General features: G+C 41.0%; 18 protein-coding genes and 1 tRNA gene. 6 read left to right on the plus strand and 13 right to left on the minus strand.

Translation table 11 applies throughout. The features are described 5' to 3' along the window. The first annotated feature begins 354 nt into the window (after positions 1–354). Entirely contained in the window at positions 355–903 is a 549-nt protein-coding gene (locus tag MsAm2_RS04475; protein ID WP_338097069.1) for an FKBP-type peptidyl-prolyl cis-trans isomerase, read from the plus strand. A gap of 241 nt (positions 904–1,144) precedes the next feature. Here the strand turns inward: MsAm2_RS04475 and MsAm2_RS04480 are convergent, their stop codons facing one another. After that, the gene (locus MsAm2_RS04480; RefSeq protein ID WP_338097070.1) at positions 1,145–1,582 is read right to left on the minus strand and encodes an FAD synthase family protein; all 438 of its coding nucleotides are present in this window, start codon (positions 1,580–1,582) and stop codon (positions 1,145–1,147) included. A 40-nt stretch (positions 1,583–1,622) separates the two neighbouring features. Beyond that, entirely contained in the window at positions 1,623–2,351 is a 729-nt protein-coding gene (locus tag MsAm2_RS04485; RefSeq protein ID WP_338097071.1) for a sensor histidine kinase, read from the minus strand. 617 nt (positions 2,352–2,968) lie between these two features. Between MsAm2_RS04485 and MsAm2_RS04490 the strand changes: the two genes are divergently transcribed. Beyond that, entirely contained in the window at positions 2,969–4,474 is a 1,506-nt protein-coding gene (locus MsAm2_RS04490) for a homocysteine biosynthesis protein (RefSeq protein WP_338097072.1), read from the plus strand. Continuing rightward, positions 4,471–4,866: a 4Fe-4S binding protein gene (locus MsAm2_RS04495; protein WP_338097073.1), complete on the plus strand. Its 396-nt coding sequence runs from the start codon at positions 4,471–4,473 to the stop codon at positions 4,864–4,866. The genes MsAm2_RS04490 and MsAm2_RS04495 overlap by 4 nt, the downstream gene beginning before the upstream one ends. Before the next feature lie 113 nt (positions 4,867–4,979). On the opposite strand, the gene MsAm2_RS04500 is transcribed toward MsAm2_RS04495, so the two are convergent. The 3 genes from MsAm2_RS04500 to MsAm2_RS04510 all read right to left on the minus strand — a co-directional run bounded on the left by MsAm2_RS04500 (position 4,980) and on the right by MsAm2_RS04510 (position 8,034). Continuing rightward, complete coding sequence (locus MsAm2_RS04500; protein WP_338097074.1) at positions 4,980–5,486, minus strand: 3-isopropylmalate dehydratase small subunit; 507 nt, start codon at positions 5,484–5,486, stop codon at positions 4,980–4,982. 1 nt (position 5,487) lies between these two features. Then, a complete protein-coding gene (locus MsAm2_RS04505) occupies positions 5,488–6,750 on the minus strand; it encodes a 3-isopropylmalate dehydratase large subunit (RefSeq protein WP_338097075.1) in 1,263 nt (420 codons plus the stop codon). A 285-nt stretch (positions 6,751–7,035) separates the two neighbouring features. Beyond that, positions 7,036–8,034, minus strand: coding sequence for a cation diffusion facilitator family transporter (locus MsAm2_RS04510; protein WP_338097076.1), 999 nt, complete (start codon positions 8,032–8,034; stop codon positions 7,036–7,038). Between the two features lie 359 nt (positions 8,035–8,393). On the opposite strand from MsAm2_RS04510, the gene MsAm2_RS04515 reads away from it, so the two are divergent. Further along, a tRNA-Leu gene (locus tag MsAm2_RS04515) sits at positions 8,394–8,477 on the plus strand. A gap of 311 nt (positions 8,478–8,788) precedes the next feature. Next, positions 8,789–9,730, plus strand: coding sequence for a hypothetical protein (locus MsAm2_RS04520; protein WP_338097077.1), 942 nt, complete (start codon positions 8,789–8,791; stop codon positions 9,728–9,730). 856 nt (positions 9,731–10,586) lie between these two features. Here MsAm2_RS04520 and MsAm2_RS04525 read toward each other — a convergent pair. Beyond that, complete coding sequence (locus MsAm2_RS04525) at positions 10,587–10,715, minus strand: hypothetical protein (protein WP_338097078.1); 129 nt, start codon at positions 10,713–10,715, stop codon at positions 10,587–10,589. A gap of 184 nt (positions 10,716–10,899) precedes the next feature. Between MsAm2_RS04525 and MsAm2_RS04530 the strand changes: the two genes are divergently transcribed. Further along, the gene (locus MsAm2_RS04530; protein ID WP_338098511.1) at positions 10,900–11,427 is read left to right on the plus strand and encodes a type IV pilin domain-containing protein; all 528 of its coding nucleotides are present in this window, start codon (positions 10,900–10,902) and stop codon (positions 11,425–11,427) included. 93 nt (positions 11,428–11,520) lie between these two features. Here the strand turns inward: MsAm2_RS04530 and hypF are convergent, their stop codons facing one another. The 7 genes from hypF to MsAm2_RS04565 form a co-directional block, all read right to left on the minus strand. Further along, positions 11,521–14,142 (minus strand): carbamoyltransferase HypF, encoded by a 2,622-nt coding sequence (gene hypF, locus MsAm2_RS04535; protein ID WP_338097079.1) that lies wholly within the window; start codon positions 14,140–14,142, stop codon positions 11,521–11,523. A 240-nt stretch (positions 14,143–14,382) separates the two neighbouring features. Continuing rightward, positions 14,383–14,880, minus strand: coding sequence for a hydrogenase maturation protease (locus MsAm2_RS04540; protein ID WP_338097080.1), 498 nt, complete (start codon positions 14,878–14,880; stop codon positions 14,383–14,385). Positions 14,881–15,127: 247 nt separating this feature from the next. Further along, positions 15,128–15,928 carry a cytochrome B gene (locus MsAm2_RS04545; RefSeq protein WP_338097081.1) on the minus strand — a complete coding sequence of 267 codons (801 nt, stop codon included), beginning with the start codon at positions 15,926–15,928 and terminating at the stop codon, positions 15,128–15,130. Between the two features lie 13 nt (positions 15,929–15,941). Continuing rightward, a complete protein-coding gene (locus MsAm2_RS04550; RefSeq protein WP_338097082.1) occupies positions 15,942–17,738 on the minus strand; it encodes a nickel-dependent hydrogenase large subunit in 1,797 nt (598 codons plus the stop codon). A gap of 6 nt (positions 17,739–17,744) precedes the next feature. After that, positions 17,745–18,890, minus strand: coding sequence for a hydrogenase small subunit (locus MsAm2_RS04555; protein ID WP_338097083.1), 1,146 nt, complete (start codon positions 18,888–18,890; stop codon positions 17,745–17,747). 534 nt (positions 18,891–19,424) lie between these two features. Further along, the gene (locus tag MsAm2_RS04560; RefSeq protein WP_338097084.1) at positions 19,425–19,937 is read right to left on the minus strand and encodes a hypothetical protein; all 513 of its coding nucleotides are present in this window, start codon (positions 19,935–19,937) and stop codon (positions 19,425–19,427) included. Positions 19,938–20,346: 409 nt separating this feature from the next. Then, on the minus strand, positions 20,347–20,703 hold the full coding sequence (locus MsAm2_RS04565) for a DUF2073 domain-containing protein (RefSeq protein ID WP_338097085.1): 357 nt from the start codon (positions 20,701–20,703) through the stop codon (positions 20,347–20,349). Positions 20,704–20,707 lie beyond the last annotated feature (4 nt).

The raw sequence follows: 20,707 nt of genomic DNA on the forward strand, positions 1-20,707 counted from the left end.
AATACGTATATTATAATTTGTATAATAATATATATTAAAATTATATATAATTTTCGTTAAAGCAAAAAAAGTTTCCATTTTTGGATTTTTCTAATCAAATCCTCAAGAATTGTCATCATCATTCTTTTTAAATGGCAACTTTTTTAAATGAGATACTCTATTTCATAAACAAATGGTTTTACAATCCTGCGAATCATCTTGGACAATTTCAATATGTAACGGCAGTATTTTGTAGGAACACAATCAGAATGAGTTTTGAATTTGTTTTATAAATTCATTTATAATTCCATAAATCGTTTAAATGATTATTATTTTAATTATATTTTTGAATAAAAATGTATTTGGGTATTATCCATGGCAAAAAAAGTAAATCCAGCAATGTATATCGCCGGCGGTTTTTTCCTCCTTCTTTTCATTTTTGGGGTCATTGCGGTTGTCTTATATCCGACGCCGTACACGGTTGAGTCCCATGTCGAACTTGGAGACACCGTCGCTGTTGAGTATGTCGGAACATTCGACAACGGAACCGTTTTTGACTCCAACGAAGGAAAGCTTCCATTGGTTTTCACAGTCGGCGAACATGAAGTAGTCAAAGGTTTTGAAGATGCCGTTCTTGGAATGACGGTCGGGGAAACAAAAGAAGTCCGGATTGCGCCCGAAGACGCTTACCCGTATAATGAAGATGCTGTGGTGTCTTACAAAAGATCCGATGTGATTGAAATGCTCGGATCCGTTCCCGAAGTCGGCGCACAAGTCCGGGCCGGAATCTATTCCGGTGTTGTGACATCTGTCAATGATACAACCGTCGTTGTCGACTTTAATCCGCCGGTTGCCGGTCAATACTTGAATTTTAAGATCACTGTGCTTGAAATCAAAGAAGACGAGTCGTTGGAACACAGTTAAAACTACAAATAAAAATAACAAAAATAAAATGGGCAAAGCCGGAAATATCCCGGCTTTGCCTTTTTTTATTCATATCGGCTGGTTTTGTTTTTGGTTGGTTTTGTTTTTGGTTGGTTTTGTTTTTGGTTGATTTTGTTTTTGGTTGATTTTGTTTTATTTCGCGATGGCCTGCACGCACGTTGTGGCAATCAATTTTTAAAAAACAGATAAACCGGACAAACGATTTGTTTTTTGGATTTAATCAATCTTTGAAACACCTTTTTTGCAAAATTTCCGCAATGATTTTTCGGCTGCTGTACATATCTTCTTCCGAGCCCGTATCTGCTTTTAAAAGGCGGACAATTTTCGGATGAAAACCTCGCGCGTTTAAATCTTTTTTCAAATTTTCCTCATCGATTTGCTGGTTAAATCCCAAAACAATGATATCCGGCTGAATAATATGAAGCGGTTCAAAATAGTCCGTCAGGCTTCCAAGAACCGCGCAATCCACCGGTTTTAAAGATTGAACCATCAAAAGACGTTGGTTTTCAGGAATAATCGGCTTTGGCTTGTTGGCAATATTGACATCCCGCCCGATAATGACATAAAGTTCGTCTCCCAAAGACTTGGCTTGCTCCAAAAAAGAGAGATGCCCCGGATGCAAAATATCAAAAGTTCCGGTAGCTAAAACGCGTGTCAATTGCAATCCTCCAAAAGTCTCAAAAATCAAAAATTAAGAATTAAATACCTGAATCGTCATCGGAAAATGGAAGAATCAGCGAAAGCGTTGTTTTTTCCGGCGTGGTTTCTTTTAAAACCAAATCTCCGCCGTACCGGAGCGCCATCACTTTTGACAGATACAATCCGAGACCAAAACCGGTGCTTTCCGGACCTTTGACGCCGGGATAAAAAAGAGAACTATGAATCGACTCCGGAATTGGGTCGCCGTAATTTGTCACATCAATCCGGCATTTTCGGATGCTGCCGTCAACGGATTGTGAAATCGAAATCTGAACCGGTTCATTAACATTTCCGTAAAGGGAAACATTGGAAAATAAAAATTCAAATATGGCCGGCAAATTCCGGTCTCCTAAAACAACGCCGTCTTCTCCCTCAATAGAAAAAGACAAATTCGGAAACTTAAAAACTGCCTTTTCAATGGCGTTTAACAAAGAACAGGGAACCGGAACAATTTCGCGGTAAAGATAACGCTCCACCTCTTTAAACCGGGATAAATAATCCAAGCTTTTGTAAGAAGCTTCCGCAATTTTATCTAAGTATTTTTCATCATTTTTCATATGATATAATTCAAGAGACATCAAAATAACACTGAAATAATTTTGCAAATCATGGCGCAAAAGACCGAAAACTTCAATTCCCGTTTCGGAATAATCCGGCGGACTAGCTTGAGCTGTTTCGCTTATCAGAGAAGAAGGCTCACAGTTGGATGTTCTTGAATTTTCAGGCATGGGATCAACCTATGAAAATTATAGTTAATAAATAAATATATTTCGTTGAAAGAAAGTAAATTTTTTGTTTCTTTACATTTAGACGAAATATGAAACGAAATTTTAATTCCCAATCCGGTTAAATGACTTTATAATATTCATTATTTAAAAATGATTCATTGTTTAAAAATGATATGCTTCATCATTATTTAAAAATGATATGCTTCACAAATGTATTTTTTAAATAAATTTCAGAATTTTAAAGTTTGAATTATTGAAATATAACTATAAGTAATAATCAATAACCAAATTTATATAGAATAATAACATTTCAGATAAAATCCGGCTGAAATAAACGATGGTCAAATTCACAATGCTTAAATGAGTTCATTCCCTAGGAATGAATTAAAGAAAATTGAAATATTAAAATTGAAAAATGAACAATAATCGAAAAAAATAAAAAACCAAAAATAATTTAACAAAATAAAAAACCAAAAATAATTTAACAAAACAAAAAAATAAAAATAATTAAACAAATAAAAAATAAAAATAATTAAACAGAATAAAAGATTAAAAAATTAAAACAAATCAAAACGAAAAATAAAAAACGAAAAATCATATTGGGAGAATCAAAACTAATGGTTAAAACTATTGCTGAAATTAATCAAAAAATCGCTGCCGGGAATGTTTGTGTTGTGACGGCGGAGGAAATGTCGGACATTGTTGACGACATTGGCGCAGAAAAAGCGGCTAAAGAAGTGGATGTGGTCACCACCGGAACCTTTGGCGCCATGTGTTCCTCGGGAGTTTTTTTCAACTTCGGGCACTCCGAAACACCGATTAAAATCACCAAGATGTTTATGAACGATGTCGAAGCGTACGCCGGCGTGGCGGCGGTTGACGCGTACTTGGGAGCGACACAATTCTCTGAAAAAGAAGGATTAAAATACGGCGGCGCTCACGTTATTGAGGATTTGATTGCGGGAAAAGAAGTTACCATTTCAGCATATTCATACGGCACCGATTGTTATCCGAAAAAAGAATTAACGACAACCGTAACACTGAACGATTTGAATCAAGCCATCATGCTCAATCCAAGAAACGCTTACCAGCGGTATGACGCGGCGACAAACGGCTCGAAAAAGATTCTGCACACATATATGGGCGAACTTTTGCCGGACTTCAAAAACGTAACTTACTCCGGCGCCGGCATTTTGTCTCCGATTTCCAACGACCCGAACTACCGGACCATTGGCGCCGGCACCAAAATATTCCTCGGCGGTGCGCAAGGAATGATTGTCGGAGAAGGAACGCAATGCTCTACCGGTGGCGGTTACGCAACGTTGATGACCACCGGAAATCTCAAACACATGAAAAAAGAATACTTAAACGCCGCTTCATTTAACGGGTACGGTATTTCCTTGTATTTGGGACTTGGAATTCCAATTCCGATATTAGACGCCGACATGGCCAAATCCACGGCGGTCCGCGATGCCGATATTTCCGTCGGCATTAAAGATTATTCCATAGGAAGGCGCGACCGTCCGGTTTTAAGAACGGCAACTTACGAGGAACTCAAATCCGGAAGCATCGAACTCAACGGAAAGACTGTCCCGACGTCCCCCCTTTCTGTTTTTAAAACGGCAAGAAAAGTGGCGGAGGAACTGAAAAATTGGATTGCGAAAGGAACATTCACGCTCAGCGAACCGGTATTACCATTGCCGGCCGGGCAAAGTACGAAACCAATGAAGGAAACAAACAAAATCCCGCTTGTCAAGGACATCTTGGGAGATACACGCCTCGTATCAGTTGAAAAAAATCAAACGGTGGTGGACGCCGCCAAAATCATGCGGCAAAACGAGCGAAATCATCTGCCGGTCGTTTCCGATAAAAAATTGGCTGGAATTATCACCTCCTGGGACATTTCAAAAGCGGTCTCGGAAAATCATTTGGGAACAATTGAGGCATGTATGACCAAAAATGTGATCACGTGCAGCCTGAATGAGCCGGCCGATGTTGCCGCCAAAAGAATGGCGGAATATCATATTTCCGCAATGCCTGTGATTGATGAAAACAGAAATGTCATCGGAATTATTACCAGCGAACATATCAGCAAATTATTCACCCGGGGGAAATACGAATGAAACTTAAAATCACATTTCCGGAAGAGCGGGTCAGCTCACCGATTTTATCGGAAGTTATCCTCAAAACCGGCGTCTTAGTCAGCATTGTATCCTCTGTTGTGAATCCCAACGGCGGGGAAATGATTATCGAGGTCATTGACCAAAGTTTTGAGAATATCAAAAAAGAATTGTGCGCCAAGGGCGTCAAAGTCGTTCCGGTCTATGACCTGATTAAAAGAAAAGAAGATGAATGCGTGGAATGCGGCGGCTGTATTTCGGTTTGCCCGGCCAAAGTCTTTTCATTTGATCCGGATTGGAATTTAAAAACGGAAACGGACCGGTGCATTCGGTGCAAACTGTGCATCAGCATGTGTCCGCATCAGGCGCTTTTTATTGAAGGGCAAGAAGTATAAAGGACAAATGAGTCAAAAAAGATTTTAAAAAATAAAAACAGAAATGAGAGACATTTCTGTTTTTTATTATACTATTTTTTTATTATACTGTTTTTTTAATATCCATTTTTCAATTAATCAATATTAAATCCGCCGTTCTTTTCGATATGTGCCACAAGACCGCCGTCATTTAAAATTCGGATCATTGCATCCGGGAGCGGTGAAAAGGTGAGCGTGATTCCATTCGTTAAATCTCGAATGGTTCCGCCGGCCAAATCGACTTCTAACCGGTCACCGTCGCATATTTTATCCGTGTCACAAATCAGAACCGGAAGTCCGACATTGATTGCATTTCTGTAAAAAATACGGGCAAACGATTTCGCCAAAACCGCGCTCACACCAGCCATTTTAATAATGGTCGGAGCGTGTTCCCGAGACGAGCCGAGACCGAAATTGTTTCCGGCAACAACGAAATCGCCTTTTTGAACTTTTTTGGCAAATTCCGGATCCGCGTCTTCAAGAACGTGTTTGGCAAGTTCCGGTAAATTTGTTCTTAAGTGGAAAAGCCGGCCGGGAGCGATATGGTCCGTGCTGATGTCGTCGCCGAATTTGAATGCTTTTCCTTTGTAAATCGTATCCATTTTAAATCACCTTTCTTGGGTCGGTAATGACGCCGTAAATTGCGGTTGCGGCCGCGGTTGCAGGTGAGCCGAGGTAAATAAATCCTTCCGTGTTGCCCATCCGTCCTTGGAAATTGCGGTTCTGGGTGGCTAAGCACGCTTCGCCATCAGCGAGGGCACCTTCGTGAACGCCGACACATGGTCCGCATCCGGGCGCCATGATAATGGCACCGGCTTTGATAAATGTTTCAATATATCCTTTTTGAACAGCTTCTAAAAACACATCTTTAGATGCCGGAACAATAATTAACCGGGTGTCCTGGTGGCGCTTTTTACCGTCCAGAATTTTGGCGGCGATTTCGAGATCGTCAATCCGGCCGTTTGTGCAGGTTCCGATAAAGACCTGATCGATTTTCGTTCCTTCGATTTCTGTCACGACTGCCGTGTTGTCGACGGTGTGTGGCTTGGAAATTGTCGGCTGGAGTTGGGAGGCGTCAATGTCGATGACCCGTTCATAAGTGGCCCCTTTGTCGGCTTTGATTTCCAAATATTTGTCGCCGCGGCCATGTTCTTTGAGGTAAGCACGGGTTTTTTCGTCGGTTTCAAAAAGACCGGCTTTGGCACCGGCTTCCACAGCCATGTTGGCCAGCGTGAACCGTTCGGACATGGTCATGTTTTCAATGGTCGGCCCGCTGAATTCAAGCGCTTTATAGGTGGCGCCGTCGGCGCCGATGAGGCCGATCAAGTGAAGAATCAAGTCTTTGGCATAAACGCCTTTTTGGAATTTTCCGTTCACGTTGACGCGGAACGTTTCAGGAACCCTAAACCATGTTTTTCCAAGAGCGATACCGACCGCAACGTCGGTGGAACCCATTCCGGTTGAAAACGCGCCAAGAGCGCCCGACGTACAGGTGTGAGAGTCGGCACCGATGAGGACTTCTCCCGGGTTGACATATGTTTCCACGAGTCTTTGGTGGCAGACGCCTTCGCCGGCTTCCGAGAGCTGAGCGCCGGTCTTTTTAGAGAAGGTCCGAAGGATTTGGTGCGCGTTGGACAAGTCTTTTTGCGGGCTGGGTGCCGCGTGGTCAATAAAAAGAACGGTTCTTTCCGGGTTCGCCGCTTGAACAAGGTTCATTTTTTCAAGTTGCTGAACCGCGAGCGGTCCGGTTCCGTCCTGAACGGCGGTTACATCAACATTCACAAGCGTAATGTCGCCGGCATAGACATCTTTACCGGCGCGTCCGCTAATTATTTTTTCGGCTAAAGTCTGAGGTTTTTTTACCATAGTAATTCCCAAAAATACATTTTTTTAATTTATCAAACAATTCAGAAATCAATCAATGAACAAAATTATGAAATAATATAAATTATATATCCAATCCTCTTTTTTGAGATTTATTTTTCAAAAAAGTGAAAAGATAAAAATTGTCAAATAACAATGCGTTTACACAACTAATTTTAAATATAAAATATTATTGACAAAAAAACAAGTTTTAAAAAATTTCGTATTTAATTTTTGTTCAACATGATTTAAATCATTCATTGAGTTTAACCATTTGAGTTTAACCATTTAAAGCTCCGCCTTTTTATGTTCTTCTAAAACGGAATCATCCGGCAAGTATTTTTCGACTTTGATCATGACAAACGTGTTGGCGCCAAACCGGTCTTTAAGGCACTTTTCCACTTCCGTTTGGATGCTGTCGGCTTCTTCGACGCTTAAATTGCCGTCCAGCATAATATGAATATCAATGGCCTTTGAACTGCCGAGCTTTCTGGTTTTTAAGGAGTGACAATCCTGAACACCGTTTTGTCCGGAGACGATTTTTAAAATTTCTTCGTTCACATCCGGACTGAGTGACGCTTCCGCCAAATCATTCAGGTTGGAATAAATGATTTTAAAGGCGATGTAGAGAATGTAAAGCGCAAGTGTCACCGCCATAATCGGGTCTAAGATGACCCAAAAGCCGCCGAGTAAAACGGCGGCGCCGATTCCGGCGGCAACGCCAATGGATGAAAAGGCGTCAGAACGGTGGTGCCAGGCGTTGACTTCAATGAGTTCGCTGTCCAATTTTTTAGCGACACGGTGTGTGTATTGGTAAAGCAATTCTTTAATAATAATCGATGCCAACGCCACATAAAAAGTGAACATGGATGGGGATTCGATCGTGATTCCGTGAAGGAATTTGTAGATGGACACCGCACCTTCATAGAATATGAAAATGCCGGCGAAAAGAAGCATGAGTCCGACGACAACCGATGCCATAGTTTCTACTTTGCCGTGACCGTAATTGTGAGATTTATCTCCCGGTTTTGCGGAAATTTTGAGGCTGACAATGACCACAATATCGCTGAGCAGATCCGACATCGAGTGAATTCCGTCCGCAATCAACGCCTCACTGTTGCCGATAAATCCGGTCGTGATTTTAAAAATAGTCAGGATGATATTGACGGCCATTCCGATAACGGTGACACGGATTCCTTCTTTGGACAGAGAGGCCAAAGCGGAGGCTGATCCGGCATGATCATGGGAAGCGGCGTGCTGCGAATCGGGAGAGTGTTCTTGTGTCATAAATCATCCATCCAAAAGATTGATTGAACAATAAACAATAGGCTGTAATAGTATTTAAAAAACAAATCAAACCTTTTTGAAGAATATGAATAATTTTGAGTGGCACAAAAAACAAACGTAGAAACAAAATATAAAAATCTAAAAAACAAAAGAAGAAAAAAGCAAAAGCCAGGAAAAAATGAGAAAACAAAAAAATAAAAAAATGAGAAGCCCAATGAAAAAAAGCGTTTTTTAGAATAACCTTTAAATACAATCGTTATGATATTTCGATGCCGAATTTGGTTCTTCTCATTTTTTCATAATCGGGAAAATCAATCGACCGGACAAATTCCAACATATTTTTTCATTTTAAACATTGGGCGAGGGTTGTCGAGCTGGTCAAAGGCGTTGGACTTAAGATCCAATTTCGAAGGAATTCGTGGGTTCAAATCCCATCCCTCGCATCTCTATATATTTATTTTTGGGTATTTTTTCTTCTTTTTTCTTTTTAAAATTTAATTCAACCTAAAATTATATGATTGATTTTAACTGATCCTTATTCAATACTTTGATTAATTTTTAGTATTATTTTTATACATATATATATTAAATAAAATAGAAAGGCGTATATAATATTGAGTTTAACAAACTAATAGAGATGTCTGTAAGATGACATTTCTACTTTAAGAAGTTCATAAAATATTTACAATAAAATGAAAATTGAGGTGAAAAATTACATACTAAATTCATAATAAACAAATAAGGAGATAAAAAAATGATAAAAAAATATTTAATATTTTTCGTAGCTTTAACTCTCATTTCTACCTTGTTTATCCCAGGAGTTATGGCACAAGAAAACAAAAAAAATTCTTCCAACTATATAGTCAAACAACTTGATGACTCGGAAGCAACTTATCTTTCCCAGGAAGATTCATTAGAAATTGAAGAAATTGCTTATATGTTACTTGAATCTGATGGGATTATTATTGAAAATTTAGATTTAAGTAATATCAAAAAACTTGAAAAAAATGATGATTTAATACTAGCAGGTAAAATAACATATGATGTAAAATCTATAAATGGCAAGCCACATAATTTATCTTCTTTGAATTCACAAGAAATCGAGTTATATACTTGTTTCAATAAAACAGAAGGTACTTTTAAATTAGAGTCATCTTCAAATAATAACCAATATTATGGATTAAACCTCTACAAAGAAATAAGTTCTAACGGTGAAAGTAAGTATGTGTCCGAAGAAAAATACACCGTCAATGGTAACTTAAATGCAGCTAAAAATATAATTTTCGCTCCGGATTATTCTATATCTGATTCAAGTGATAATTTCATAACTTTAGCTTCCTCCGGATGGCAATACCCTCCAAGCAATCCTCCTTCCGGAAGTTTATTAGCTTATAGTGATGCAAAGCTAAGTGACATAATTGCAGCTACATCTATTGTTGCGGGTGTTGTGACAGCTATTATAACAACTGCAGCAGGTGCCGGAATTATTGCTTCTGCCACTTCAAGTTTGGTAATTTCTCTAGCAACACTTCTTATGACAAGTGTTTTGCCTGATGAAATTTCTGCGGACTATGTGTATGTGGATTTCTATTTCACAATCTACCCCCGTCCTTTTTATAATGCCAGCCCCGCTATAGGTTCTGCTCATCCGACAGCACCCATATACATAGAAGCTAATAGATACTATGTAATGTAAATTTAATTTTTTATAAATACCATAAAAATTTTCTTGAAAAAATTGGTTTTTAAAGGAGGGGTTTTATGAAAAATGATAAAAAATATGGTATTTTGTTTATTTTTTTAATTATTATTTTGTATTCTTTTGCATATGTTTTTTCCCGCTTAACCAATTATAACATATCTGATTCAATCATGTTTTTTGTGTCTTTTCCTTTAATAATTATAATAGCTTTAATTTCTCAAATACCAAAAATATGGAAAATCATTACTTTTCTATTTTCTCTTGCTTTATTGTATATTGTACTTTATGCGCCATTCGACTTATTATTCTTCAAATTTTTATTTTTCATTTTTTTAATAATATACATTATTTTAATTGCCTATTTCAGTGAAAAAAATCGGAAAAGAATGGATTGATGTACAGAATTTGGTATTTTGCATTTATATGTACCGTACAAATCTCATTCTCTGTTCTAACATATTTCATTCATGAGATAGCCTACTGCATACGCATATGACAGATAATTAAAAAAACAAAATCTAACCATTATTTTCATATTTATCTGTTTCTTTTTCATTAAATTCATTTTTTACTTCATTTCAATTCATTTTTATTTCACATTTTATTCCAAGCAAACCTTCCCGAAAATTTAGACGCGTACCCGCGTCCGAATTTCTCGGATTGTTATTATGAAGAGATGTTGGCGGAAAAAGATTGCAGCAATACTCAAAACAGTAAACGGGTGCAGCAATTCCAAAACAATTGCAGCAACACAAAAACTGTAAACAGTTGCAGCAGTTGCAAAATAGTAAATAGTTGCAGCAAATTGAAAAATGAATGCATCACCCGCCAAAAATAATATCATTATATTTTATGGATCTTTCACAAAATACAAACGTAAACGTTTGATTTGCGGAAGGGGATGCTTGTATTTTTTAATGGTTTTTGTTGTTTGCTGTTTGTTGTTTGCTGTTTGTTGTTTGCTGTTTGTTGTTTGCATTGCGCCGCCGCGCACGTTACGGCATCAAATTTTTTAAATAAACAATAAACCACCCTCTTGTTTTTGTTTTTATCATTATTTCAATTTTCATGACAATTTTATTTTTTCAAATAATAAACAATTCGAAATTATTTAAAAAGAACTTTAACCTTTGGCTGTTTTTCTTTCGCCGGAGGTTATTTTGATGAAATATATCGAATGGATAAAAAATCATTTTGTATCGCCCAAACTCAATTTCCTGTCCGACAAGCGCGGCATTTCTCCGGTCGTCGGCGTATTAATGCTGCTTGCGATCACGGTGGTTATGGCCGGCTATTTGGGGTCGGAAGTCTTGAGTTTTGAATTTGAAAAACCGGCACCGCCGGTCAGCATAAGCGCACAGTACGAAAAAACGGACAACGGGTCCGTTCAATACGGCACCGTCCGGCTGCAACACATCGGCGGGGCGACGCTGAACGCTTCCGACATAAAAATTTTGGCGAACGGCTCCGAAGTCAATCTGTCCTACTGGAAAAAAGATTCGTGGGGAATCGGCGAGTCCGTGATTTTGGCCAATATCGGAAATCAACCGGCAGCGCTGGATTATCCGGTGTCCAAAAGCACAAAAAAACCAAGCGCTCACCTTTTGTCCGCGGGAGAGGAAATCGAAATCACGGTCGTGAATGTGTCACACAACCAAATTTTATACAAAACAACCGTCCGATGCTATTGAATTAAAAAATAAAAGAATAAAATAAATGAAAAAAAGGAGTGAGAAAGAAGGTGAGAAAGAGTAAGAAAGAGTAAGAAAGAAGTGAGTAAAAATTTATTCATTTTTTTCTTTTTCAAGCATCAAAAGCCGTGCAGTCATGCTTGCCGTCTGTCCGTGAGAAATACATCCGTCGCCGGGCGGCAAATTTTTGTGCGTCAGAACATGGATACCGCGTTCTTTTAAAGTGGAAGAAATAACGGAAACGATATAATCGTTGTTCGCAACACCCCCGGAAATCCCGACGGTGGAAATGCCGGTTTTTTGGGAGGCGTCCAAGGCAAGCCTTGCGATTCCGACAGAAAATGAATGAACCGCCATTGCGGCCAATTCGTTGACGGAAAAACTTAGGGTTTGTGCCGATGGCGGCGCCGTCATTTCCCGGTAAACGGCATACAAAAGTGCGCTCGTATCGAAAACGTCCTTGCCGTCAACGGTTTTGAATTCAGGAACAAAACGCGTCAAATCCGGCGACTCCAAAAGACCGCAAGCAGCTGCGGATTCAAGAATCATGGATGGCTCGCCGTCATATGTCCGCTCCCGGCAAAGTCCCAAAAGGGTGGAAATCGCATCTAAGACACGTCCCGAACCGGTCGACAAAAAGAGATTGAAATTGTTTTCCAGCTGCGACAACACAGCTTTTTTTTCGGCGTCTCCATGCTTGAAATAAAGATCCAAAGCAAAAAGTTCCTCTTTTGAAATCAACCCTTGCCGAACATACGGAAAAAGCATGCCAAAAACCATTCGAGAGGGATAGTAAGACGCCAAATCGCCTCCGGGCATCGGCTGCGGCAAAAGCGATGCCAGCCGCGTGTAGGAAACATATCCGCACCGGAGAATTTCACCGCCCCAAACCGTTTGGTCGTCGCCGTAGCCGACCCCGTCAATCGCAATTCCCAAAATTTCAGACTCAAGCGGAAGCATGTTATCCGCCATAACGGAACAAATATGAGCATGATGATGCTGAATCCGAACCAAAGAATCAATATCGAATTCGGATTTCGGAATAGATTCATATTTTTGAACGGATTCGGATTTTTGAACAATTTCTTCCGCAATTTCTTCCGCAAATTTGGTCGTGTTAAATCCGGGATGCAAATCGCATGCAATCTTCTGAGGAGAAATACCGGTCAGTCGCCGGAGGGTCTCATAAGCCTCCGCATGATATTTTGCAGTTTTTAAGTGTTTGGTGTTTCCAATGTACTGGGACAAATACAGATTCCCGTCTTTGGCAAAGGAAATGGAGTTGTTCATTTCCGCACCGACCGCAGCCGTTTCAATGCCGGATGAAAACGGCAGCCGAATTCGTTCCGGAACAAACCCGCGGGAGCGGCGGAGAAAGATCGGATTTTGATTCACGAACCGAATGACTGTGTCATCTGTCCGGTTTTCAATCGTTCGGTTGTGGAACAAAAAATAATCGCAAACATGAGAAAGCTCCAGGACCGCCTCATCGTTGTCAATCACCATCGGAAGACCAGGAAGATTGGCCGACGTCATAACAATGCAGTCGGTTTTGAGGGACTCAAAAAGAACGTGATGCGTTCCCGAATACGCCAGCATGATTCCAATATTATGAAGGCGAGGAGCGACAGAGGGTGCCAGCGGATAAGAATCCGATTTGTCTAAAACGACTATCGGCCGCCGGATATTTTGAAGAAGAGCCAAAGCGTCCGCACCCCCGGATTTCAAGGAGGCGATTTTTTGAGCCGTCGCTTCATTTCGGACCATCACCGCAAACGGTTGACTCGGCCGGTTGAGCCGGCATCGAAGCGCGGAGACTGCATCCTCAGAAAAAGCATCGCACACCAGATGAAAACCGCCGTACCCTTTAAGCGCGACAATAAAACCGTTATCAATCGCTTTTGCGGCATCTTTGAGCGCATCGTTTCCAAACGATTGCGGCGGCAAAGGATTCACTGGGTTTTTGGAGCCGGATGATTTTTGAAAAGAATGACGAGGTCCGCAATCCGGACAGCAAACCGGTTGTGCGTGATAGCGGCGGTCGGCGACATTTGTGTATTCCGCGAGGCAAAAATCGCAAAGAGGAAAATCATCCATGGATGTGTTTTTCCGGTCATACGGCAATCCGCGGACCGTCGTATAGCGGGGACCGCAATTGGTGCAAACCGTAAACGGATACATATACCGCCGATTACTTTTGTCATGGATTTCAGACAGGCAATCGCTGCAAATCGCCGTATCCGGCGGAATAATGGAATTTCCCGCGCCGGACGCACCGGAATCCGCGCCGATTTGGCTTTCCAAAATAAAAAATTCATTTGAGACCGCCAAACACACGGATGTCGGATGAGAAGAATTTGTCGAATGTGTCGGATGGGATGAATTCAAAGGACATGAAACAGAAGATGAAGGCAGCGAAGAATTTTTGAATTTTTGGAACAAAATTTCAAATTCTTCCGATTCGGGAACAATGTCTGAAATTTCAAGCCCGTCGATTCTGGAAAGCGGCGGATTGAGCGTAATCAAATCCGTCACAAATGACTCAAAATCAAAAGCGTTTCCGGCAGCGGCAATTTCAACCAAATTTCCCAGATTAATCACATGTCCAAAAATTCCATAAGAGAGAGCAATCCGGTAAACAAACGGACGAAAACCGACACCTTGAACAACGCCTTTGATTCGTATTTTTTTCGCGATGAAATCAGTTCTAGTCATTTGAAAACTCCGCCTGATTGAAATGATTAAAAAATAACAACAACAATAACAACAACAATAACAACAACAATAACGACAACAAAAAAAATAATGACAAAAAATAACACAAATAACAAAAAACTGAGCTTTAATTATAAAAAGTTAATTTTAACAGGACGGTAAACGTTTTTAAAAAACTGTTTTGATTGTTTTTCCAATTGCTTGCTTTTTCAAATCTATCATTTGCGATCATATTTATTTTCAAAAGTTTTCAATTTCCAAAAGAATCAAAGAAATCACTTTATCAATTGCATTTTCAACCGCCGGATGCATATCCAACGTCAAATTGACTTCATCGCAATGTTTGTCAATTTCAACACCAAACACCACGATTTCCGGCAATTTTTGAATTTTTTCGGCAATTAAAAGAACAGTTGGAACTGAAACATCATGAGAGGACATCATTTTACCGACATCATCTCCCAAAAGTAAGTCTTCCCCTTTAACTTTTAAAATGCTGCCGGTATTCTCGCCGCTTTTAATCGCGTCAACAATAATGATTTTGTCGATTCCTTCCAAAAATCCAAGCATGTCCAATCCGGAAACACCGGCGTCAATGAGGTCCACGTCCTGAAGGAGAGAAAAACCGTCTTCTTTCATCTGCACCAATTTTTCAACGGTCCGGATGCCGACGCCATCATCGCCCATCCATAAATTGCCGCAGCCTATAACCCGAATTGATTTTTTTAAATGAGCCATTTTTGAAAAACCTGAGAAATGATTTTAATATTTTGAAAAAAAATGAAAAACAATAGGAATCAAAAACACAAATTATAACAATTAAAAATCATAACAATTAAAAACACAAATCATAACAATTGAAAAATCATAACAATTAAAAACACAAATCATAACAATTGAAAAATCTAAAATAAAAAAGAAAATGGTCAGAAAGAAAAGAAAAAATTGAGTTTTTTAAAACTCAATTTTTATTTTAAATCTTATTTTACTTGTGGTGCTTGTTTTCGACAATTTCCACAACCGGACCATCGAGATCTTCTTTTCCGTTGATGAAAATGGATTTCCAATACTTGAAAACCTTGGGATCGAATTCCAAGATAAAGACGTGGACAATCAATTCAAAGACGAAGAAGTACGTCAAAGCCAAGTGGAGCCAGCGGGCCAGTTCAAGCCCGTTCATGTTAAACCATTGTCCGATCCAGTTGAAGATGGAAATCAACCATTCTGCAATTGGAAGGCCAAGGATCGCCCAGTCCACTTTGTAGAGGACAATACCGGTGATAAAGATCAAGAAGATGCACATTCCTTCGATGACAATCAAGATCTTAAACATCGGGTGAAGCTTTGTAACGTAGTGGCCGGAAGTTTTGTCATAGACAGTAAACGGCGGATATTCGGCTTTCTTTCCGAAGAAGTTGAGAATCATACCTTTTAAACGGAGGTAGTCATCTTTTCCAAAGATGTAAGCGTTTTTAAAGTGGCTGATAACCCCTTTAATGCCGCCTTCAGCATATCCTTCGGAAAGGATTCCATAAGGAACCAAAATCCAGTTCGTCACAATCAAGACCGGAACCGCAACCATGTGCCAAGCTCTTGCGTTGTGAAACGTTATGAAGTCCCAGCGGAAATAAATCGCAAAGCCTGTAAAGAGAAGAATCAACATGGCAAGAGCGTGGAAAGTGTGTGTCCATCTGGAAACCCAGTTGTAACGCTCTACCGTTGCCTTTTCTTCAGCAGTTGCCTGAACTTTCTTGGCTGTTTTTGTATCCTTTACATTTTCGGTCATTTAAACAACCTCCTTAGAATAATTCGTATTCCTTTGGAGCATTCTTTCCGGTCGCATCAATGGTGTGAATCGCACAAGCGATACACGGGTCATAAGATCTGCCGACATGCATAATGGCGACAGGATTGGTGTAATCAGCACCAAGAACGTTGTCAATTCCGGAAATTGCATTTCCGATCAAAGCCTGTTCGACCGGGCTTGGAATTCCGTTTTCGTCTCTTGGGCCCAAGTTCCAGGTACTCGGAACAATCGCCTGATAGTTCTTGATTTTTCCGGAACCGTCACCGGAAACCCAGTGACCGAGCGCACCGCGCGGCGCTTCCCAAAGTCCCATTCCTTGTCCGTCTTTTGCGGCATTAAAGTCAAGGCTGGTTGCGAATTTGCGGTTGGCGGTATCAATGGATCCGAGCCAGTTCACGATTTCATTGGCCAAGATGGCGGTCTCGTGCATACGGGCCAACATCCGGGTGTAAACGTTTGCCGGGGACATTCCCGCGCCGGCGAATGCCTGAGCAAGACCGATAATTAACGGGTCTTGGGCGACAATCAAACGGGCCAGAGGTCCGACTTCAGCCGGAATGCCGTTGTAACGCGGAGCTTTAAGCCAGCTGTACTTGGAGGTGACCGGTCCTTCATAATTAATTAAAGCCGGGTCTTCCACCGGGACAGTGGTTCCGTCGTACGGGTGGCGGGAGGCGACATCGTCATTGTAGAAGGCACACTGAATGCTTTCCGTAATCTTGGACGGGTCGAGTTCTTCATATTTTAAGTTTCCGGAAACGACACCGGAGGTGAGGAAACGCTCGCCGGCTTTGCTTTCCGGAGTATATCCATCTTGTCCGCTCTTATAGTAAGCACCATAGGAGAGGAAACTGATTTTGCTCGGGTCGGTATAGCCGCCGATTTTATCGAGTCTTAAGCTGGCCGGGAGTCCGAGAATTTTTTCTCCGATTAATTCGGAACCAAACGCCGCAAAGAGTTCGACATCTTTCCAGCCGTTTGCACGGGAGAAGTCATTGTTTTTCGTCTTGCTGACCAAGTTTGCCAAGTGGTCGGCAACGAATTTAACGGCCGCTTCCGGGGATTTTGCTTTGGATGTGTTGGCCACCCATTGGTCCACCGGAACGCCGAGTGTGTAAGTGTTGACGAAGTCCATCACTTTTAAGTAGATCGCTGCGGCTTTTGTAATTTCCGCATCGGTTGGGGTACAAGTCACACCACCGGCACGGGTGACGGCTTGGTGAGGCATTTTACCGCCGAAGAGGGCGATGGCTTCTTGAAGTCTTTTCTTTTCCGGAATCGCATTAATGTAGCTGCTTCCGACCGGGACTGCTTTGCCGTCAATCTTGTAACTGATGGGCGCAAAACGACCGACCAATTCGCCCCAGACAGCTTGTCCGGTGGCACCAAGACCCAATGTGGAGCTGGTTAAAACATCTCTGTATCTTGGGTTGGCCAAGTCGGGACCGAATAAAATGTAGATGTGGGTTGCGTGGCTCGCAATCATGTTGGCGGCCTGGATGAAATTCCGGACAGCCAATGCGTTTGCCGGAATGCTCTCGGCGACACCGTAAAGGTCATCCAGCGCATTGGTTGCGGTCATGGAGTGAGAAATCGGACAAACACCGCAAATTCTGGCAACGTGAAGGGATGCGTCCCTGGGGTCTTTGCCTTGAAGCATGCGTTCGAATCCTCTAAAAAGCATGCCTGCACTTTGTGCGGATGAGATGTATCCTTTGCTGTCGACTTCAGCGGAAACCCTCATGTGTCCTTCAATTCTTGTTAACGGGTCAACTGTAACTTTTACCATTTTTCATCACTCCTTCTTCATTCTGCGAACAGCGTGAACACCGGCGGCGACAACGGCCGCTCCAATCACAAACGCTGCGACCATTCCCATGTTGACGCCGAATAAGATTTCGACGCGTTCCTTTTCTTCATAGAAGGGCATGGATCCGTTCGGGAAGATGGGTTCAACACAAGCGATACATGGTCCGCCGGCTTGCATACACAAGCTGGTTCCGTCGTTCCATTTACGAAGGGCGCAGTCCGAGTGGACGTACGGGGCCTTACAGCCGATTTTCCAGAGGCAGCCGCCTTGTGCGATGTCTTTGTCCAAAACTCCGCGGTCATAGTATCCGCGGCGCGGGCAGTTGTCGTGCAAAACAGCGTCTTGCGGGAAGAACATGAGCGGTCTTCCATCGGCATCCAGCCAGCTGGGGTCGGTTAAGTCCAATTTTCCGAGGAGAATTCCCGCGACGGTCAAGAAGAGCCAGTCAGGGTGGGAGGGACATCCCGGTAAGTTAACGCACGGTTTATTAATCTTAAGAAGTTGGAGCATACCATCATTGCGGTCTTGCTCGGTTTGCATGACACCTTTGAAGTCGCAGTATTTCTTGGTGGCCGCGTCGGTCACGGTAATTCCGCCGTAGGTGGCACAGGTTCCAAGAGCGATAATCGCGTTGGCGTTCTTTGCGGCGTGTTCGAACACGGATTTGAATGTGTTTCCGCCGTACATACAGATTTTTCCGGTTCCGTCCGGACCGTTTCCGATTGAGCCTTCCACAACCAAGATGTAGTTGCCGGCTTCAATCAAATCATGGAGAAGAATTTCGGCGTTTAAGTCGGATGTGTTGACGAGTTTTCCGTCGTTGAAAATACCCTGTTGCGCCAAAAGTGTTTCGTGGTAGGTCAAGCTGATGTTCAGTTCGCGAAGTGCGTCCGCAAATTCCGGTTTTTCACCGTTGAGCGCGGATTCTGAACAGCCGGTGCATTCTGCGCCGTGAAGCCACAAGACTTTGGTTTCCGAGAAAGTCAACGCGCTTGCGAGTTGATTTCCGTAAACGGAAACGAAACTTGTCGCTCCGAGGGCGGCAACCGCCTTTAAAAACGTCCGGCGGTCCATCTTGAGGACATCAAGATTTTTGAATTGTTCAATGATATTTAATTTTTCACTAGCCATTTGAAAACCCTCTACTGTAAACATTAATGAATAGTAGCTTGGAACTATATTTAACATGCTGTATATAAACGTTTTCCACTAATCGTAATTATAAAACGTGTTGAATTGGCGGATTTTCATGAATATTATACTCATGGAAATATAATAATCGCATTCATATTTTATAGGCGAAAAAGAGAATCCGTCGGATGAAAACGCATGAACAAAAAATAATTTGAGGCGGCGAAATATTTCGGTTAATCCTGAACATTTGTCGGAGGGATTAACTTGAATTTTACATTTTTTTCCGATTTTTTTCTTGATTTTTGCATTTTTTCGCTTGATTTTTAACTGTTTTTTGTTTTTATATTTAGATGGTTGAAAATTCAAAATTATAATGTTCAAAATTTAAAGAACAAAACATGAAATAAGCGATAAAATAAACGATAAAATAAACAACAACAAAATCGATGAGAAATCCGACAAAATCCCCAAAAAATAAGTGAAGCGAAGAAAATGAATTGAATTATTTCATTTTCTTTTTTCATACTCTTTTTACTGTTCTTTGTTTTTAATTAATTTAACATCCCAATTTTCGATGTCTTTTAATTTGAAAAAAAGCCGGACGATATCGCTGTCTTTTCCGTTCCAATAGAAGTCTTTTTTGAGTGATTTTTGCTTTTCCAATTCTTTGAAAAAAGAAACGGTCAAATTGTAAAGCGCTTTTTCGGAAGAGAACGGAATGTTAAAAGTAACCCGGTATTTTCCATTATACCGGCCGTACGTGACCAGTGTGTATCCCATGGTTTGATAGCCCGGAATTTCATCAAAATCACACAGGATTTCCATCTCGTGTGATGTTGAATTGTCCACGTCGGAAATGCCTTTGAGAATCCGCCCGATGTAGTAATCGGTCACATTTTTGTTGAGAACCAAGGAAATTTTCCCATAAGTACAAACAAGTGTGATGTTTTCATTTCCCATTTCAAAAGAAACCAAGTTCTGGGGAATAATACCGGGAATCTTGGTATCGGTTTTTTCCGGGAATGAGCTTTCTTTTTTGAGCAAAATAAACACCGTCGAAATGATGGTTAAAGCCAAACGCAATTTGTAATAATTGATCTGCAATCCATGCGAAACGTTAAGGTTGAAAATTATATGAAACGGGCAATGATAACGAAAGATAAAGGAGATTAAATTTGAGATTGAATTTGAGATTGAATTTGAGATTGAATTTGAAACGAATAATCAAACATTCATAACACCTTCATAGGACAAACGGATTTAAAAATATTACCGATAGGATCCTAACAGTTTTAAAAAATTGAGAGAAGTGGCGGGAGGAATAAACAAATAAGAATGTTTTGAAAAATCTGAAAATAAAAAATGGATGAAACAAAATAAAAAAGGGGTTGAAAGACAAGAAATAAAATGGAAAAAATAAAAAAGGGGTTAAAAAAATAATGCGTTTGACGCATTATTTCGTCGACACCAATGTGCTGATTAAAGAATTATCCTTCCGGAGCGTTTTAAGCCGATTGGCGGGACCGATAACGGTTAATTTTTGCTGGCCGGAATCTTTTTTCAATAATTTGCCAAAAAAGGATGCATTGCTCTCCCGCGGGTAGCTTTCGATTTCAAGGCCGACAAAATCATCATGGATTTCGCTCATAGTCATTTCAATCAGTTTGGCTTCTTCCATCGGGTCAAGTCCTTTTTCAAGAACCATAATTTTTCCTTTCCGAACCTCATCAATGATGTAGCGCACTTTTTCAGTGGACCCCATCTTGGAAAGTTTGGCGTCGGAAACTAAATCGAGTTGTATGTCGCTCATGTCA

The sequence above is a fragment of the Methanolapillus ohkumae genome, assembly GCF_032594355.1.
Lineage (GTDB): Archaea > Halobacteriota > Methanosarcinia > Methanosarcinales > Methanosarcinaceae > Methanolapillus > Methanolapillus ohkumae.

Bases quoted from the DNA above. Each gene is read 5' to 3' on its own strand.
- MsAm2_RS04475 (WP_338097069.1), top strand. From the start codon at position 355: ATGGCAAAAAAAGTAAATCCAGCAATGTATATCGCCGGCGGTTTTTTC.
- MsAm2_RS04485 (WP_338097071.1), bottom strand. From the start codon at position 2,351: ATGCCTGAAAATTCAAGAACATCCAACTGTGAGCCTTCTTCTCTGATA.
- MsAm2_RS04490 (WP_338097072.1), top strand. From the start codon at position 2,969: ATGGTTAAAACTATTGCTGAAATTAATCAAAAAATCGCTGCCGGGAAT.
- MsAm2_RS04495 (WP_338097073.1), top strand. From the start codon at position 4,471: ATGAAACTTAAAATCACATTTCCGGAAGAGCGGGTCAGCTCACCGATT.
- MsAm2_RS04500 (WP_338097074.1), bottom strand. From the start codon at position 5,486: ATGGATACGATTTACAAAGGAAAAGCATTCAAATTCGGCGACGACATC.
- MsAm2_RS04505 (WP_338097075.1), bottom strand. From the start codon at position 6,750: ATGGTAAAAAAACCTCAGACTTTAGCCGAAAAAATAATTAGCGGACGC.
- MsAm2_RS04510 (WP_338097076.1), bottom strand. From the start codon at position 8,034: ATGACACAAGAACACTCTCCCGATTCGCAGCACGCCGCTTCCCATGAT.
- MsAm2_RS04520 (WP_338097077.1), top strand. From the start codon at position 8,789: ATGATAAAAAAATATTTAATATTTTTCGTAGCTTTAACTCTCATTTCT.
- MsAm2_RS04525 (WP_338097078.1), bottom strand. From the start codon at position 10,715: ATGCAAACAACAAACAGCAAACAACAAACAGCAAACAACAAACAGCAA.
- MsAm2_RS04530 (WP_338098511.1), top strand. From the start codon at position 10,900: ATGAAATATATCGAATGGATAAAAAATCATTTTGTATCGCCCAAACTC.
- hypF (WP_338097079.1), bottom strand. From the start codon at position 14,142: ATGACTAGAACTGATTTCATCGCGAAAAAAATACGAATCAAAGGCGTT.
- MsAm2_RS04540 (WP_338097080.1), bottom strand. From the start codon at position 14,880: ATGGCTCATTTAAAAAAATCAATTCGGGTTATAGGCTGCGGCAATTTA.
- MsAm2_RS04545 (WP_338097081.1), bottom strand. From the start codon at position 15,928: ATGACCGAAAATGTAAAGGATACAAAAACAGCCAAGAAAGTTCAGGCA.
- MsAm2_RS04550 (WP_338097082.1), bottom strand. From the start codon at position 17,738: ATGGTAAAAGTTACAGTTGACCCGTTAACAAGAATTGAAGGACACATG.
- MsAm2_RS04555 (WP_338097083.1), bottom strand. From the start codon at position 18,890: ATGGCTAGTGAAAAATTAAATATCATTGAACAATTCAAAAATCTTGAT.
- MsAm2_RS04565 (WP_338097085.1), bottom strand. From the start codon at position 20,703: ATGAGCGACATACAACTCGATTTAGTTTCCGACGCCAAACTTTCCAAG.